Annotated in this window: 14 protein-coding genes; 3 read left to right on the top strand and 11 right to left on the bottom strand. The window is 33.4% G+C overall.

Going from position 1 to position 17,105, the window contains the following annotated elements; genetic code table 11:
• Positions 1-295: 295 nt before the first annotated feature.
• Positions 296-1,399, top strand: a complete 1,104-nt coding sequence (locus AXG55_RS05375; RefSeq protein ID WP_148697104.1) for a DsbA family protein — start codon at positions 296-298, stop codon at positions 1,397-1,399.
• A gap of 6 nt (positions 1,400-1,405) precedes the next feature.
• Here the strand turns inward: AXG55_RS05375 and AXG55_RS05370 are convergent, their stop codons facing one another.
• The 7 genes from AXG55_RS05370 to AXG55_RS05340 all read right to left on the bottom strand — a co-directional run bounded on the left by AXG55_RS05370 (position 1,406) and on the right by AXG55_RS05340 (position 7,797).
• Positions 1,406-1,903: a YajQ family cyclic di-GMP-binding protein gene (locus tag AXG55_RS05370; RefSeq protein WP_148697103.1), complete on the bottom strand. Its 498-nt coding sequence runs from the start codon at positions 1,901-1,903 to the stop codon at positions 1,406-1,408.
• Between the two features lie 24 nt (positions 1,904-1,927).
• Positions 1,928-2,260 carry a Rieske (2Fe-2S) protein gene (locus AXG55_RS05365; RefSeq protein ID WP_148697102.1) on the bottom strand — a complete coding sequence of 111 codons (333 nt, stop codon included), beginning with the start codon at positions 2,258-2,260 and terminating at the stop codon, positions 1,928-1,930.
• Between the two features lie 20 nt (positions 2,261-2,280).
• Positions 2,281-3,579 (bottom strand): SufB/SufD family protein, encoded by a 1,299-nt coding sequence (locus AXG55_RS05360; RefSeq protein WP_148697101.1) that lies wholly within the window; start codon positions 3,577-3,579, stop codon positions 2,281-2,283.
• Entirely contained in the window at positions 3,579-5,036 is a 1,458-nt protein-coding gene (gene sufB / locus AXG55_RS05355; RefSeq protein ID WP_148697100.1) for a Fe-S cluster assembly protein SufB, read from the bottom strand. The genes AXG55_RS05360 and sufB overlap by 1 nt, the downstream gene beginning before the upstream one ends.
• A gap of 28 nt (positions 5,037-5,064) precedes the next feature.
• Positions 5,065-5,814, bottom strand: coding sequence for a Fe-S cluster assembly ATPase SufC (sufC, locus tag AXG55_RS05350; protein ID WP_148697099.1), 750 nt, complete (start codon positions 5,812-5,814; stop codon positions 5,065-5,067).
• A gap of 34 nt (positions 5,815-5,848) precedes the next feature.
• Complete coding sequence (gene sufU, locus AXG55_RS05345; RefSeq protein WP_233231396.1) at positions 5,849-6,415, bottom strand: Fe-S cluster assembly sulfur transfer protein SufU; 567 nt, start codon at positions 6,413-6,415, stop codon at positions 5,849-5,851.
• A gap of 128 nt (positions 6,416-6,543) precedes the next feature.
• The gene (locus AXG55_RS05340; protein WP_148697097.1) at positions 6,544-7,797 is read right to left on the bottom strand and encodes an aminotransferase class V-fold PLP-dependent enzyme; all 1,254 of its coding nucleotides are present in this window, start codon (positions 7,795-7,797) and stop codon (positions 6,544-6,546) included.
• 152 nt (positions 7,798-7,949) lie between these two features.
• On the opposite strand from AXG55_RS05340, the gene AXG55_RS05335 reads away from it, so the two are divergent.
• Positions 7,950-10,811, top strand: a complete 2,862-nt coding sequence (locus tag AXG55_RS05335; protein WP_148697096.1) for an AarF/UbiB family protein — start codon at positions 7,950-7,952, stop codon at positions 10,809-10,811.
• Positions 10,812-10,822: 11 nt separating this feature from the next.
• On the opposite strand, the gene AXG55_RS05330 is transcribed toward AXG55_RS05335, so the two are convergent.
• From AXG55_RS05330 to AXG55_RS05320, 3 genes are read right to left on the bottom strand one after another with little or no spacing between them, the layout of a single operon-like run.
• Positions 10,823-12,220 carry a metallophosphoesterase family protein gene (locus tag AXG55_RS05330; protein ID WP_148697095.1) on the bottom strand — a complete coding sequence of 466 codons (1,398 nt, stop codon included), beginning with the start codon at positions 12,218-12,220 and terminating at the stop codon, positions 10,823-10,825.
• An 18-nt stretch (positions 12,221-12,238) separates the two neighbouring features.
• Positions 12,239-13,036, bottom strand: coding sequence for a transporter substrate-binding domain-containing protein (locus AXG55_RS05325; RefSeq protein WP_148697094.1), 798 nt, complete (start codon positions 13,034-13,036; stop codon positions 12,239-12,241).
• 26 nt (positions 13,037-13,062) lie between these two features.
• On the bottom strand, positions 13,063-13,836 hold the full coding sequence (locus AXG55_RS05320; RefSeq protein WP_148697093.1) for an exodeoxyribonuclease III: 774 nt from the start codon (positions 13,834-13,836) through the stop codon (positions 13,063-13,065).
• 120 nt (positions 13,837-13,956) lie between these two features.
• On the opposite strand from AXG55_RS05320, the gene AXG55_RS05315 reads away from it, so the two are divergent.
• On the top strand, positions 13,957-15,168 hold the full coding sequence (locus AXG55_RS05315) for a cation:dicarboxylate symporter family transporter (protein ID WP_148697092.1): 1,212 nt from the start codon (positions 13,957-13,959) through the stop codon (positions 15,166-15,168).
• Here AXG55_RS05315 and AXG55_RS05310 read toward each other — a convergent pair.
• Positions 15,165-16,967 (bottom strand): metallophosphoesterase, encoded by a 1,803-nt coding sequence (locus AXG55_RS05310; protein ID WP_148697091.1) that lies wholly within the window; start codon positions 16,965-16,967, stop codon positions 15,165-15,167. The genes AXG55_RS05315 and AXG55_RS05310 overlap by 4 nt on opposite strands.
• Between the last annotated feature and the right edge of the window lie 138 nt (positions 16,968-17,105).

Raw genomic sequence — 17,105 nt, 5'->3', positions numbered from 1 at the left:
ACCTTTTTTCCATCTCATTAACACTTGTTTAATTCTCCTCACTTATATACATCATTATTTATAAAAGTATATTTTTTCCTAAAATAAACAATTTTGATAAGATATTTTATTCTGGCATAATAATTTTTTTAAAACAAATTACAGAATAATTAAGGAAAAATTACGAAATAATTACGAAAAAAATTTTTGACATATTTATGACAATAAATTTTTATTTTCATTTTTTATATTGCAAATTAATATATAGATACATTTAAAATAAAGAAGTAAGATAAAATTAAAAAAGGAGATTATTATGTTAAAGAATAAACTCAAATTAATAAAAAAAATACATGTGTTATTTTTATTAATTGGAATGATAATTGGTTTTTTTATACCTAAATTTATTCAACATAAAAGCACATTAGACAAAAGTATTTTTGGAGAACCTTTGTTTGAGTTAGATGGCAAAGTTTGGTTTAGCAATACTCTTCCTCAAAATATGTTATTTGATTATTATGGTTTTGAAAAAAATATATATGATGCAAAAAGAGAATTTCTATTAAAATCAGCTCTTAGGATAGCACTTGCACAAGATAATGGAAAAATGAAAGAATTACCTCCATTACAAAATTTAATTGAAATAACACCATTTGATGATGCATTAGCAAAAAAATATTATGATACGGCCATCCGAATAAATGGAGTACAGATATTTGGTGGAAAGAGCTTTGATAAAGTTAAAAATCTAATAAAAATGCAATTAGCATATCAAAAATCAAATGAAATAATAGATAAAAAATCAGGAGAAATGCTTTCTAAAAATAAGATAAAAATACTTTTACCTGCACTCATAGGTCCTCCTTTGGAAATGGATCTCACTTTATATCCCGTACGTGGAAATAAAAAATCTGAAATAACAGTTGTTGATATTAATGACTATGCCAATGATAAAAGCAGAAAAAATGAGATAGAATTAAAAAAAATAGTTAAAAAATATGCTGACAAAATTAAATTTGTCAGCGTTAATTTTCCTCAAGATAATTATGGATTAAGTGGATATTATGAAAAGAATTCCTTTTGTGCTCAGGAACAAGGAGAAGAAAAATTTTGGACGTTTCGTGATAAATTATTGGACTTAATTTCCGAAGATTCAAAAAATTTAGAAAAAAAATCAAAAGAAATTATAACTCAGCTTGAATATAAACCTATCATAGATATTGCTAAAAATAGTGGTTTAAATATAAATCAGCTTATCAAATGTGTTTCATCAGGAGAAGCACAGCAACATGTGCAAAAAGTCAGAAGCCAGTTTTTGGCTTTAAAGGGTTTTCAAGGCACCCCTTCCCTTTACATAAATAATAGGCCTGTGAGTGTACAATTAGATAAAGTTGAAGAGGCTTTCGAGTTACTTAAATAAACAACATCAATTCTTCATATTCACAAACTGCATGGGAATTTTAAGTTCTTGTTGTTTTTCCTTGAGTAAGGAAATCACTTCTTGCAGATCGTCAATTTTTTTTCCAGTGACACGTATTTGTTTATCTTGAATTTGAGTATCGACTTTGAGTTTTGAGTCTTTTATTGTCTTGGTGATTTTCTTAGCCACATCAGTTTCCAAACCTTGTTTGACTTTAATGCTTTGGCTCATCATCATGCCACCGACGGGTTTGATTTTATCGACGTCGAGGGAGACCAAGTCAATTCCACGTTTGAGCAGTTTGGAATTGATAATATCGGCCATAGCAATCACATGAGTCTCAGAGTCCGCAGTGAGCTTCATTTCACATTTCTGCTTATCTAAGACCAAATCATATTTTTTACCTTTAAAATCGTAGCGAGATGCCAATTCTTTTTGCGCTTGATTCACAGCATTATCGATTTCTTGAATGCTCACTTCAGAAACTATATCAAAACTAGGCATTTGATGTTCTCCTTAAAAATATATTTATAAATTCACATAGACAAAAGAGCCATCCGCTTCGGTACGGATCTCTGTTTCGTATACCGTTAAGGGCACACAAGCGGGAGGCGCTTTTACAGCTCCTCCTTCGGCTATACAAAACACGGCTTTATGAAAGGGGCAAGTGATTTCACTCGTTTCCGAATTCCATTTGCCTTTTTCGAGGGGTTTATCGGCGTGATTACAGTTGTTATCAAAAGCATAAACCTGTTTACTTTGTAACGATTTAACAAATAAGATATCCAAACCGTCCACATGAAACTTAATTGCTTTTTCAGAAGACAACTCGTTAAGTAAACAAACTTTATAAAGTGCCATAAATTAAAAATATTCCCTGCTTAAATTTCTTTTGGCAATTGACTTAAGGCCACTTCAAGAGCACTTTCTGCCATAACAGATAAAAGAGTTTCACTTTCTAAATTAATAAGAGACTCAGCAACAAAGCTTTTTACAATCATTTTACGCGCCTCATTCAAGGAAAAACCTCGTGTTGCCATGTAATACAATTGCTTAGCATCGAGCTCCCCAGTGGCACTACCGTGTTTGCACATAACATCGTTTGGCAAAATTTCAAGGCGAGGAGAAGCGTCGACACGGGCATTTTTACTTAATAAAAGATTTTTATTATTTTGTTTTGCCAGAGTTTGAGGGGCGTTTTTTTCGATAGTCACTAGTCCTTGGAAAATCGCGCGGGCGCGTCCCGACATAATCATTTTGACATTAAGGTCGGATTTTCCTTGGGCTGCCATATGATATTGAATGGGTTCATAGTCAAATTTACCCGTTGTTGCCACAACAGCGGCTGCAGAATGCGCTTCTGCTCTTTTTTCTGCGAAAACAATATTTGAAGTTACACGGGTATTTCCCTGAGGTAACATAATTTGCGCATCGTTTAATTTTGCATTTTCATGCAAAGTAACTAAACGCTCCAGTAAAGTAACTGAATTTCTATTTTCATGTGCAGAATTATGAATCCAGAGTTGAGTTAATTTTGCATTTTCATGCAACTCAAGCGAGTGTCGTAAATAAGAAAATTGATTACCACCATCAATTAAAGCCAATTCAGCTTGACTCGAATCAGCTAAAACAAATTTTAATACGCTGTAGCATTGCGAAAAATTTGGACTCATTTGATTTGCAATGAGAACCAGAGGGACTTCCGTTCCAAAAGATTCCAACTTCACAATCAATTCATGAGGAGAGCTTGCTTTTAAACGACTTGCCAATGCAAAACCAATATCGCTTTTTGGAGCGATAGATTGCACTTCAAAGGGAGCGGAAATTAATTCAATATTTGATTTTAATTGTTTAGATGCGTAAATATCAACACATCCATGACCTATTTCAAGTAAAATAATGCGATGTTGTTCTAATTTTAAGGCTTGAATTCCGTCTTCATTTATTATGTTACTTAATTGCTGAATACGATTTTCAAGTAAATCGCTATTTCTGTAAGAGACTTTCCAAGGTAAAAACTTATTATTTAGAGATTCAACAGCACTGTTACCTTGAAAATTCAAAACTTCATTTTGCGGTAAAAAGAAGGTTTCAGGATTTGTTTTTCGCCAACTTTCTTCGGGATGAGTTGGGCATTTTGGTAAATTATGGGTATTGAGCTCAACAAGTGTCATCATCATTAGCCAACCCCTTCAAATTCAATTTCAATTAATCTATTTAATTCAACCGCATATTCCATAGGTAATTCTTTAACAAATTCTTCAATAAAACCATTTACAACCATAAGCATTGCTTGGCGCTCGGTAAAACCACGACTGGTGAGATAATAAATTTGATCGTCGCTAATGCGGCTGACGCTGGCTTCATGACCCACTTCGGTACCGGCTTGTTCTTCTATTTCCATGGTAGGATAAGTGATTGACGAGGATTTATCGTCCATTAAAAGGGCGTCGCACTGCACTTTACTTTTACAGCCTGTCATTCCTTTGGGAATTTTTACAAGTCCGCGATAAGTAGTCGCACCACCGTCTTTGGAAATGGATTTTGAAGTGATAACGCTTGATGTGTTTGGCGCGGCATGAATAATTTTTGCACCGGCGTCTTGATGCATTTCGCTGCCCCCAAAGGCAACAGACAAGATTTCGCCGCGAGCACGGGGACCCATTAAGTAAACAGCGGGGTATTTCATTGTTAACTTAGAACCGATGTTACCATCGACCCATTCCACCACCGCGTCTTCATAAGCATAGGCTCTTTTTGTCACCAAATTTATAATATTTTTTGACCAGTTTTGTATTGTAGTATAACGAATTTTTGCACCTTTCATGGCAATTAATTCTACCACTGCGGAGTGTAAAGAATCCGTACGATAAACAGGAGCCGTACAACCCTCAATATAATGCACCGAGGAACCTTCATCTGCAATGATTAAGGTTCTTTCAAATTGCCCCATATTTTCGGTATTAATTCTGAAATAAGCTTGCAATGGAATATCTACACGCACGCCTTTAGGCACATAAATAAAGCTACCACCACTCCAAACAGCAGTATTTAAAGCCGCAAATTTGTTGTCATGAGCAGGAATTATGGAGCCAAAATATTTTTTTACAATGTCAGGATGCTCACGCAAACCGGTATCCATATCAAAAAACAACACGCCTTTTTCCTCAAGTTGTTTTTGCATACTGTGGTAAACCACTTCCGATTCAAACTGTGCGGAAACACCAGCCAGGAATTTACGTTCGGCTTCGGGAATACCTAAGCGATCGAAGGTGTCCTTAATTTCCGAGGGCACATCATCCCAGTTTGTCCCCACGCGCTCTGTGGGGCGTACAAAGTAGTGAATATTTGTAAAGTCAATTTCATTTAAAGTTTTTGTATCCCCCCATGTGGGCATGGGTTTTTCGTTAAATATTTCCAGAGCTTTTAAACGGATGTCGAGCATCCATTGTGGCTCACGTTTAAATGCAGAAATTTCTTTTACAATTTCTTTTGTTAAACCCTCTGCCGATTTTGCACCTTTAAAAACATAGTTTTCCTTAACGTGGAAGCCATATTTATAGTCGTCTAAAATGTCGACCTGCGATGCATCAAAGTCTTCACTGTTAGGAATGTCATTATTTTTATTATTATTCATATGGATCTCCTCTTCTCACTTAAACAAGTTAAGTTTTTGAAGATTGATTTTGACGAATATGCTCGTAGCCCATGCGTTCAAGCTCATTAACCAAAGACATGTCTCCAGACTGATTAATTTTCCCGTCTAGTACCACATGGACTTTATCTGGTTTGATAAAATTGAGCAGGCGTTGGTAGTGTGTTACGATAACAAAACTTGTTTTTGTTACTTTGACAATTTGATTGATACATTCTGCAACTATTTTTTGTGCATCAACGTCAACACCGGAGTCAATTTCGTCGAGAATAGCAACTTTAGGTTCCAAAAGCATGAGTTGGAGCATTTCAAGACGCTTCATTTCTCCGCCCGAAAACCCGTCATTTAAATAGCGTTGTAAGGAAGCACGTTCGATATTTAGCAATTCTAATTTATCTTTTAATACTTTTCTAAATTCGGAAACACTCAATTGTTTTTCATGACGAATATTATATAAATTTCTTAAATATTCAGAAAGTTTTAATCCTGGTATAGAAACTGGATATTGAAATGCTAAAAACATTCCTTTTTTTGCCCGTTCCGTTGTATCCAGTAAAGTAACATCTTCGTTATCTAAATGAATACTACCTGCGGTCAAGTGATAGGATTTTGCACCCATAAGTACGTGCGCAAGAGTAGATTTCCCAACTCCATTCGGTCCCATAATGACGTGCACTTCACCCTTGGGAATGTCGAGGTCAATTCCTTTCAGAATTTCTTTATCACCGACTGATGCTTTTAGATTTTTAATGGATAACATTTGGAACCTTCTCCTAAAAAACAAAATATAAATATTAAAATTCTGTCGTTACAATTTTTAATTTGCGTTGATTATTTGAGGATTTCACACAGTTTTCAAGCTTATCACACCCAGATTTAGGCATACCATTTTTGTCAAAATTATCGTTTAAGAGAAGATCCAATGTTTTCCAAGGAAGAGCCGCGCATTTGACACGCACAGGAAATTTACTAACACCGTTTAATGCTTCAATATCTTCATCTAAATCATGGGCATTAACTGCTATTTTACCAGTATAAATATTTTCTGCATGACTGATAGTTTTTTGAGCTTCTTGTAACGTTACATTTTGGAGGGAATTACACATAATACTTGCGCTAGCTTGGCTAATGGAACAACCGGCACCATCAAATCCAATGGATAGCAAAGGACAGGAATCTTTCATTTCAATTTGACAAAAAACTGTAATTATATCACCACATAAAGGGTTTTTTCCCTCTTGACAAAAGCGACACTGCATATTTTTTGATTTAAAACGCGGCCTTCTCGAGTGATCGACAATAACCTCTTGATAAAGAGAATTTAGTTCAATTGATTGTGATGTATTCAAGTTTTCTGTCATATCCATGAACTCCAAACTGCCCAAAACTTGTGCTCACTCATAGGCACTTATTAAGAATTACCACCAGAAAATCGTAAGATCGACATTTGGGACGGTAAATCAACACAATATAAAAATCTACGATAAAACTAGACCCTTTTGACAGAGTTTTTTATAGCTTCAATGGCAATCTCCACATCATCCCCATCGGAATAAGCTCCAAAACTGCAACGAACAAGGGCATCAACTCCCAAATTGCGGATTAAAGGCCAAGCACAGTGGTGCCCTGCCCGCATGGCCACATTGTCAAAATCAAGAATGGTCGCCATATCATGGGCATGAATTTTTTTATGGCGAAAGGACACAATTGTTTCCTTACCACTTTGGGGCGAAAACACTTCAATATCTGGAATGTTTTTTAGCTTTTCTAAAAACAGACTCGCCAAACCACTAGAATGATTTAAGATATTTGTTCTTCCTTTGCTCTCGACCCAATCAATGGCCGCAGATAAACCGCAGGCTTCTGTTATGGGTTGTGTGCCCGCTTCAAACTTTGCAGGCCCTGTGGTCCATAAGCTCTGCTCTAAATTCACATCAGAAATCATCCCACCACCAAATAAATAAGGTGGCAGACGATCGACAAGTTCTTTTTTCATAGCAAGCACACCTATGCTTGTCGGGCCATAAAGTTTATGCCCACTAAAAGCGATAGCATCGGCACCCATAGCGAAGAGATCTTCGTCATGGCTAGACATGCTTTGCGCACAATCAATAACAACCAAAGCTCCTACTTTTTTAGCGAGTGCAATGAGTTCTTCCACAGGATTTATTTGTCCAATAACATTACCAACATGAGCAAATGCAACCACTTTGGTATTTTTCGTAATAAATTGCTCTGCTTCTTTTAAATTTATTTTTAACTTAGAACTTTGCTTTCCTTCTAAAGACAAATAAGCCAGTTCACAATCTTTACGCAATGCCGCTTGTTGCCAAGGAATTAAATTCGCATGATGTTCAATAGTAGGAATAACAATACGACTTTTATCATCCAAAAATAATTCTGAAATTCCATGAGCAACGATATTTAAACTTTCTGTTGTTCCTTTAGTGAAAATAACCTGATTGGCATCAACAGAGGAACCTATAAATTTTGCTACTTTTTCACGAGTATCTTCGTACATTTTTGAAGATCGAATAGAAACCCCATAAGCGCCACGATGCACTGATCCATAATCTGTTTCCATATATTTTGTCATGGCTTGAATAACAGATTGGGGCTTTTGCCCCGTAACAGCAGTATCGAGATAAACAAAGGGTTTAATTTGTCCATCTCCCTTTTTTTCGTTATTTTTAAAAATTGGGAATTCATGACGTATCTTAGAACCGAGATTTTGAGCTTTCATGTTTTTACCTTCCTAGGGGAGCGGGTGAAAAATCCGCCTCCAATATGAAACTGACATAGGGGTCGCAAAATGCTCCGAGGCTGTCAACAATTCTATAAAGAAGATCATACCCGTAAAGAGGGGTATCGATTTCTATTTGAGGGCATTCCTAAATGCAAGTTGGAAAAAGCAGAAAGAAAAAAAGCAATACAGAGAACACAAAAAGGAGTTATCATGAAAATTTAGAAAAAGTCGCTTCTCTCGATTACCGTTGGATTGTTCCTTTAACAAAAAAAATACGAGTGAATTCAAATGTGATAGCAAAGTTTTTTTCCTTTGTTTTTGCAGACATTGCCATATCACCTTTATCACAACAACAATCAGCAGTGGGGCGTTTTGGACTTATTAAAGGAATTACAAAGGCGCTTTTTCCACAAAGCGATTCTATTTTAACACAAATTGAAAAATCTTTCCGGACATTACAAGAAAATATTGGCGAAATTTCTTCTGAAATTTTAACAGATACAGAAGTAACACAAGAATTACTTGTTCCATTTATCGAAATGGTGTGTGTTACAATTGAAAAAAACCCTCAATTGATTGCTCTTTTTGGACAACCACAAATATTAGAGGCTGCTTTTGGTACATTAGGCGAACGCATGGCCGCGCTTGTGGAAGTCATCCCTGCTCTTTCATCCCGTGCAGCAGAAAAATTTCCCGACTTAAAAGAAACATTTTTTCAAGCTCTTTTTCAATTAAATAAAGAGGAACGTGAAAAAATATATAAAATTTCGGAAGAAATATTAGGAGAAGTCTATAAAGAAAAAGTATTTCCTTTATTAAAAAAGACATTGTCTAATGACCCCAGAGGTAAAGTTTTAGCCCCTATTTTAAGCGGTGCTATTGAAGCCATTCCAGGCGAAAGCTGTATTAATGCTGTTTTATCTATTGCCTGCACGCCTCATAATGAGTTTTCTAATGGCAGAGTGATTGCCATTGCTATACAAGAAATCGGAGGACTTTATGTCAAAATATCTCAAGTTATTTCCGAATTATGCCCTCCGAGTTTAGCGCGAGAACTACGGACTAGCCAAGATGATGCGGGTGGTATTTTTCCGAGTATTGAAAAATCTTGGGAATATTTTTTAGAAATATTAAATACACCGGAATATCAAATTTGGAAACCTTATCTTATCATACCTGAAAAACCCATTCGTCATTTTGCCAGTGCCAGTGTAGGAGCCTTATATTTAATTCCATTGAGCCCTTTAGGAAAAGAAAAATATCAAATTGAAAATGTTTTAATTAAAATTCAACGACCAAATTTAAAAGAACTTTTTGCGACTCAATGCGAACATATTTTAAAATTAACCGATGAAGCAAATAAAATTATATTAACAGATAAATCCATTGGTGATGAAACTCAATCGGAATTATTAGGTCTGGTATCGACATTAAGAAGATCTGTCTTAAATTATCATAAACAAAGTCAAGAAGAACTCGATTTTACAACAGAAGAAAAAAATGCGGATAAAGTTCGAGAAGCCTTAGGTGACAATAAAATCATTCGTATTCCTCGTTTTTTCCAAGCCAATATTGATGTTGTCTTTATGGAAAAAATGCCGGGTATTAAAGTTACAAAAATTGTGCAAGCAAAATATTTAAAACGCAGAGAAATTGCAGATAATATTGCGCAAGCTTATATCGATTTGGTATTTACAAAGGGAGTGGTTTGGGCAGATCCTCATCCAGGAAATATTTTATTTGATGATATTTCAAAACAAATTTCCATGATCGATCTTAATCCTTGCTTTATTTGGGATATAAAAACCCGTCATGAGTTTAAACATTTAATTTACCGACTTTTGTTAAGAGATGCTGATGGTGTCTATAAAACTCTATATTATTTAGTGGATAATCCGGAATCATTGCATTCCAATACTATTATTGACGACTTAGCTAAATTTTTAAATTTATCCATGGGCAGTGCGAGTTTAACAAGATTTGTTGGTGAATTTATTAAAACATTAAGCGAAAATCAAATCGATTTAAAAGTTCAAGTCCAAGCCGCATTAAGAGGTTTAAGCCAAATTGCCTTAACAACATCATCTATTTCGGCACGCAATAGTTTTGGTCGTATTTTAAAAAATCAATTTAATTTAAAAGAACTCATTGGCACTGTCTGGGATGTGGGAATTATTCGAGTTTCAAAAGTGATTTTATCGACTTTGTTTGAATTCACACGACAAATGCCCGAGTACGATATTGGCCCTGTTTTAGATGAAAGAGATATTACAACTTTATCTTATCGCGTCCGCGAACTGGCCAAAGCCAATGTTTGTCATATTCAAATTCGCCGTGTTTCCCCCGAGGATCATCCCAATTTAAAAATGAGTCAGGACGGACAAACTATTCTTATCACAAGTGATCTTTATATTGAAATTGTCGATAAAGTAAAACCTGCTGTCGTCCGTTACGTTATAGAAACGCCCTCAAAAAAATGGTTAAAGGAAAGACAAGAGTTTGTAAAATTATCGAGCATCGCAAGAGCTTTTTGCACAATAGAATGTTTAGAACAATTAAGAAGAAATTCCCTTGATGATTATTGGCGTATTGTGGAATCGTGGAGTAAAATCTCCTATTTAAGAACTGTTGAAGAAACACAATTAATTGGAGAAGTACAAATCGCGGCACGCAAATTATACTCGTTACGTTTTGCCAATATTTGGGAATCCTCTCTTTCAGGATTACCGTTAAGTTCTCGAATTATTTGGCGAATACTCATGCGTGTCGAGTCCTGGAAGGAAAGCTCTAAACAAAGCTATTTCATTTCACAAAAAAAGAAATTTGGCGATGTTCTATTGGCAAATTTAGCTTACAGTAGTTTTTTCCGCATGAAAACCTTGTTGTTAGAAAGTATTTTATGGTCATTACGTCGTTACATTAGCAATTTAAAATTTTCAATGCACTTATTACCAATGACAACCCAAGAATTAGAATATTTAGTTTTATTTGGCTTAAGTAGAAAGAAATAAGAATTAAACATTCAGTAAATAGAGTTTAAGCATTCTTTATAGTTTTCACTATTTAAATTATTATCGGCAGCACAAATATAATAATTCCAATTATTTTTTACTTGTGTATTTTCATTACCCATGGAGTAAAAATTAATAAATTTCCCATCGGATACTAAAGGTTCTTTAAACCATTTTCCAATTAAACTTTGAACTCCGACATAAAGAGTTTGACTTTCATAGAGTTCATCAAAATTATAAAGTTCTTTCCATTTTTTTTCTTCTCTGCCAAAGACATAACTTAATGAATTCATAAAAATATTTGCATCATTTAAAGTAAATATTTGAAAACCTGGATTATTTTTATGAATGGGACTCACCGAAGGGACAGTAAGAGAAAATAGTTCTAAATCATTATCAATCATTTGAAAGGAATTAAAATGGGTGTGGGCAACTAAAATTCCGGCAATGGAAGAGAAATGATTCGATAAAATTTTCAAGTAAGGTTTTTCAATTAAATTAGGATTATCCTTCCAAAATAAAACAGGATCTCCCCCTTTTTTTAACGAATTTAAAGATGAATAGGTATCTATACCAAAAGGAATATGCGATATGATTAATATTTTTTGATTTTTAGCATTTTCTAATTTTACATTAAGCCAAATCAGTTGCTCCTCAATTATTTTATTGATGTCTGCTTTATCTTTGCTTGTCGCTTTTTTAGAAAAAGGATTGGTATTGAGCGCAACAACAGAAAGTCCTTTAATTTTTGTTTTAGCAGAATAATACCCACCAGACGAAAAAGAATCTGAATTTTTAATTTGCTCGGAATTTAAAGCCCAAATATTTTTTAAATCATTATAAAATAATGATGTCTTTGGATTATCCACATTATAATTATCTATATAAGAATCATTATTGCCAATAACAGGATAAATTTCAATTTGTGCAGGTATAACAGAACGAATTTCATTTGTTAAAAACTGATAGGTTTTTTTAATAAAATCTATTTTTTTTGGATCTAATTTATCTTGAGAGTATAATTTAAAATTATCTATAAAATGATGCCCCAAAAAATCGCCAAGAATCACAGCAAAACGAATATTTGAATTTTTTTCCGTTATTTCTTTAATTCCATATAAAAATGATTCAAACAAAGGATAATTTGTGTCCTCTCCTGAAACTGATGGGGATAAATTTTCATGATATTTTTCAAAAATTTGTTTCCAATTATTAACTTCGCTTTCATTTAATTCCCGAATTAATGCGGAGCATTTTTTTTTAAAATTTTTATCTACGCAAATAGCAAAGGGATTAAAATGAATGTCACTCATGGCTAAAATATTATTATATTCTCTTTGAGAATAGGCTGCCTTGATAAAAAAAATACTAAAAAATAAAAAGAGAATAGAAATTTTTTTTCTTAGCATTTTTTCTCCAATATAAACTTAATTTTTAAGTTCCGCAGTCCATTTGTCACTTTCAATGTAGTACGTTACGGCCTTACCATAGCCTCCTGATTTTTTCCAGTCTGCTAAAAAAGAATTAAATTTATTGAGTAGTTCTGTATCCTGCTTCCGAACACCCACAGCCAAATCTTCATAATTTAATTTTTCAGATAAAATAACCAGTTTTCCTTTATTCTCGTGAGAGGCCATAAGTGCAAATACGGTATCTTGTGCAAAGGCATCGGCTCTATTTTTGAGGACAGCTGTTAGCAAATCAGAATTGGTATCAAAACGCAATAATTTTGCATTTTTTAAGTTTTTTTCTAAATACTGCTGCCCGGTGTTCCCTGTCTTTACAGCAATTTTAACACCTTCTTTATCCAAATCTTGAAGGTTCTTAAATTTACTTGAATTATGTGAAGATATCACAAGGGAATTACCACTTTTATAAATGACATCGCTGAAATTAATTACTTTTTTTCTCTCTTCGGTAATAGACATACCACCAGTAATAAAATCACATTTTTGAGATAAAAGTGCGGGAAAAATTCCTTCCCAACGTATATCCACCAATTCTAATTTTACATTTAAATATTTGGCAAAATTATCAAACATAAGGATATCGAAACCAACCCATTTGCCTTTTGCTGTTCTCACTTCAAAAGGAGCATAGCCTGCACTTGTACAAACTTTTAATTCTTTTTGTGTCTTAATTTTTTCGAGTTGGTTTGGCACGGACTGTTCTGCAAAAACCTCTAAGGAAACAAAAAAGAAAAGTAACAATAATTTTTTTAGCATAATTTATTCTCACCATTTTATATGATTTAAGAAATATCAAGGGAAATAGGACAATGATCAGAGCCCATAACATCGGCATGAATAGAGGATGCATAAATTTTGTTTTTGATTTCTTCTGAAATAAAATGCGCATCGATACGCCAACCTATATTGCGTTGCCGCACCCCAGGACGATTGCTCCACCATGTATAAAATCCCCCGCGTTTCTCAAATAATCGAAAAGCGTCCAAATAACCGTCATCTAAAAACTTTGTTAACCATAACCTTTCTTCAGGCAAAAACCCAGGATTTTTTCGATTTTGTTGCGGATTGGCAAGATCGATTTCTGTATGTGCTATATTAATATCTCCGCCTAAAATAATAGGGATATTTTCCTTACGAAAATCATTCAGTTTTTTATGGACCGCTTGGCAAAAGGCAAGTTTATATTCTAAGCGTTTTCCCTCCGGCTGGCTATTTGGAAAATAAGCTGCAGAACAAAATATATTATTGTAAAATAGACCTATAAATCGCCCTTCTCTATCTAAATCAATATTGCCAAGTCCCACAACAAGATCTTTTTCTTGAATCGGTAATCGCGTGTATACGGCCACACCGCTATATCCTTTTTTATCAGCAGGATGCCAAAAACTTTTGTACCCATAGGGCTCAAGTTGTTCTTGAGCCAGCTGCTCCGGTAGAGCTCTTGTCTCTTGTAAAAAAACCATATCGGCATCGGATTTTTTTAACCATTCAAAAAAACCGGCTTTTGCCGAAGCACGAATGCCATTAACATTCCAAGAATAAATCTTAAGACTCATGAGTGGTTGACTCCATTTATTGATTTCGTTACAGAAGACAATTGGTAAAAATCCGACGGCTTTGCAATGTGTTTGCCACAGGGACCTACCTAAGGTATAAAATTTTTCTAAGGTTGCAAAATGATTAAATATTTCCCCAAAATACTCAACAGTATCATATTTAAACTGCTCATCACTCTGATATTTGGTTTCTTTTTTGGAAATCTTTTACCAGCGTCTATGCAATCTATTTTATACGCTCTCAGTCTGACATTAAAAGAGACCCTGGTTTTTTTCCTCCCTTTCATTATATTTAGTTGTATTTTTTCTTGTCTTCTTTCATTTAAATCGAATGTATTTAAATTTATTGTAATATTGTTAGTTTGTATTTGTATTTCCGGATATATTTCTACATTTATTGGCTATAATGTTTCAAAATTTGCCCTTTCGGGCTTTGGTGATGTTCCTTTAGCAAATGCGATAGCAAATAATACCAATGCCTTAAAACCATACTGGGACTTAAAATTACCTTCTTTAATATCAAATAATTTTGCTTTATTTGCCGGATTTTTGTCAGGAATTATTTTTTCATACTCACGTTTTAAAACTCAAAAAGTACTCCATTTTGCCAACAAAATGCGGAATATTGTTACGCTATTTTTAAATAAATTATTTGTCCCTGTTCTTCCCTTATTTGCCCTCGGATTTGTCATTAAATTAGAAAGCGATGGTGTACTTTCCGTCATCGTGAAATCTTATTTTCCTTTGGTTGTAGCCATTATTTTAACTGAAATTCTATATTTATCATTACTTTATTTCATTGGTGCTGGATTTAGCCCTAAAAAATTCCTTTATTTTGCAAAGAATGTGCTGCCTGCAGGTATGATGGGTTTTAGTACTATGTCCAGCATGGCTGCCCTTCCCTTAAACATCAATGCAGCAGAAAAAAACACGGGACAAGTGGATCTCTCCCGTACTATTGTTCCTGCAACGGTTAACGTGCACCTGGTGGGAGATAGTATTGCTGTGCCCATGATCGCTTTTGCCATCATGACGACTTTTGGATTGAGTTTTCCCGATTTACCGACATTTTTTATGTTTGCTACTTTATTTGTCATTGCAAAATTTGGTGTGGCCGGCATTCCTGGGGGCGGAATTGTTGTGATGATCCCTATTTTAGAAAAATATTTAGGATTTTCACCAGAAATGAGCGGCTTAATTACAGCAATTTATATATTGCTTGACCCTTTAAATACCGCAGCTAATGTTTTAGGAAATGGTGCCTTCACTATTTTAACGACAAAAATTTTAAAGAAAAAAGAATCTGTAAAGCCAACTCTGAGTGTAAATTAAGCATGTCCAAAATTAAATTTTAATTTTGTAATAAATTTATATCCCTCCTCAGCTCTTCTTTTGTTGTTCTGTAGTTCAAGAAATTCTAAATATTCTAAAGCTTTTACGGGCGCTGCATTTATATTCGACAATTTGCTTGATTTTAAATAATAAGAAATAAATCCTTGGTATATTAAAGAATAAATATTAGAAATTTCAGCCATTAATTGTTCAATGGCAGGTTGTCTTTCCGAGATTTTATTTTTTTGTTTATGATCTAATGTATATTGCATAGAATAAAAATAAATTTCCGATAGATAATGATAAATTTCTGCTAAAATTATTTTTTGTTCTGAGTGATTTAATATTGAATTTTTTACAAAAATAGAATCCGATTTTATAATTTGATTCGAAAAAATTTGCAATTCATTTAATTTGGAATCCATTTTTTTAATTTTATCCGACCGTATTTTCATTTTAATTTTGCTCTTATCATTCCAATTTAAAATCAATTGATTTATTTCTAAACAGATTTCTGAAATACGACGTGTTCCATCCAATAATAAGCTGACTGTATTTGCATTTTTAGGAGTTTGAGATAATTTTGAACCTACGGGAACAAAAGGTATTAATTTAAAATTCGGATCAAGAAAGTGAGCTCTATTCAGAGCTATATTTTCACGCCCTGTTAGTTGATTGGAAGTCCGAACTGATTTTTTAGGTGGAATATTAGGATTAATATTTAATTTAATTTCGTTAGCAAATTCGATAATTTTTTTATTGCCTGGATTTACACCAAAATTTGTCAGTGTTTTATTTCTATTTAAATGACGCTGCATTTTATAATCAAAATTAAAATTACTATAATTACCTTTTATATCGCAAATAATATTGTCTTTTGTTATTTTTAAAACACCAAAAGAAGAATCTCCTTTTTGATCATTCAAATAAATCAAATTACTTTTATCATGAATTTTGTGAGGATTTTTTGAAGAACAATTTCCAACTATAATTTGAAATAAATTTCCTGCACAGTGTAATATTTGATTATTATGCTCGTGAGCTGATATAATTAAATTTAATCCCTTATATAATTTATTTTCAATTATAAATTGGTTAAAACCTGTAACATCAGGTTCATGAGCATGATGTCCCTTTGTCAAAATAGGATGATGCGAAACTAAAATTTTCCACAACGCTTTAGATGATTTCACTTTATGAATAAGCCATTCCTGCTGATTATTATCAAGAAGTATTGTATTTGAGTCTATACAAAAAAATTCAAACAGAGGTTGTTTTTGAATTTCCATAAATTGATGATTTAAAGAATAATACCTGCCTGGCATATACCAACTATTGTTTATAGAAGAATATCCTATCTGAGCGTAAGGATCTGCTTTTTTTGAAATGTGGAATATTTTCATCAATCTGCTTTTAACAGAGTGAGCGTAATCATGATTGCCTAAAATAGGAAAAAAGGTATGTCTTGGGAAATATTTTACATAGGGATCTTCAAAACATTTTTTGAATAAGGGAGAATGGAAAGATTCAACACCATTTTCATAAAAGTTATCGCCATTCAATAGAAAAAAATCAGGTTCAAAGTTTTCCTTATTACAATATTCCCTGATAAACTTTCCATGATGTTGATTCCCTTCTCCGTGGCATCCAAAAAAAATAACATTATATTCCTTATTTTCAATCAATCCTTTTCCCTTATAAGAGTTCCTTGAACTTTCGAAAAATCTATCAATTTCAGAAATTTCTCCAGGTATCAGCATTTCCTGCCCATTACCATATTTTTTCATATAATTAATCATTTAATAAACCTCAATAAATTATTTTTTCTAATCGAATCTCCACAAAATCAAATTTAAAAAATACTCATTTAATAAAAAATAACAAAATTATTTTTAAATATTTAATAAATTTTTTATAATATTAAAGTATAACTTAAT

The organism is Silvanigrella aquatica (assembly GCF_001907975.1).
In the GTDB taxonomy this organism is placed as follows: domain Bacteria; phylum Bdellovibrionota_B; class Oligoflexia; order Silvanigrellales; family Silvanigrellaceae; genus Silvanigrella; species Silvanigrella aquatica.
Note: the sequence above shows the minus strand (reverse complement) of the source record. Positions and strands in the feature narration are given on the sequence as shown.

Bases quoted from the DNA above. Each gene is read 5' to 3' on its own strand.
- AXG55_RS05375 (WP_148697104.1), top strand. From the start codon at position 296: ATGTTAAAGAATAAACTCAAATTAATAAAAAAAATACATGTGTTATTT.
- AXG55_RS05370 (WP_148697103.1), bottom strand. From the start codon at position 1,903: ATGCCTAGTTTTGATATAGTTTCTGAAGTGAGCATTCAAGAAATCGAT.
- AXG55_RS05365 (WP_148697102.1), bottom strand. From the start codon at position 2,260: ATGGCACTTTATAAAGTTTGTTTACTTAACGAGTTGTCTTCTGAAAAA.
- AXG55_RS05360 (WP_148697101.1), bottom strand. From the start codon at position 3,579: ATGATGATGACACTTGTTGAGCTCAATACCCATAATTTACCAAAATGC.
- sufB (WP_148697100.1), bottom strand. From the start codon at position 5,036: ATGAATAATAATAAAAATAATGACATTCCTAACAGTGAAGACTTTGAT.
- sufC (WP_148697099.1), bottom strand. From the start codon at position 5,814: ATGTTATCCATTAAAAATCTAAAAGCATCAGTCGGTGATAAAGAAATT.
- sufU (WP_233231396.1), bottom strand. From the start codon at position 6,415: ATGACAGAAAACTTGAATACATCACAATCAATTGAACTAAATTCTCTT.
- AXG55_RS05340 (WP_148697097.1), bottom strand. From the start codon at position 7,797: ATGAAAGCTCAAAATCTCGGTTCTAAGATACGTCATGAATTCCCAATT.
- AXG55_RS05335 (WP_148697096.1), top strand. From the start codon at position 7,950: ATGCAAGTTGGAAAAAGCAGAAAGAAAAAAAGCAATACAGAGAACACA.
- AXG55_RS05330 (WP_148697095.1), bottom strand. From the start codon at position 12,220: ATGCTAAGAAAAAAAATTTCTATTCTCTTTTTATTTTTTAGTATTTTT.
- AXG55_RS05325 (WP_148697094.1), bottom strand. From the start codon at position 13,036: ATGCTAAAAAAATTATTGTTACTTTTCTTTTTTGTTTCCTTAGAGGTT.
- AXG55_RS05320 (WP_148697093.1), bottom strand. From the start codon at position 13,836: ATGAGTCTTAAGATTTATTCTTGGAATGTTAATGGCATTCGTGCTTCG.
- AXG55_RS05315 (WP_148697092.1), top strand. From the start codon at position 13,957: ATGATTAAATATTTCCCCAAAATACTCAACAGTATCATATTTAAACTG.
- AXG55_RS05310 (WP_148697091.1), bottom strand. From the start codon at position 16,967: ATGATTAATTATATGAAAAAATATGGTAATGGGCAGGAAATGCTGATA.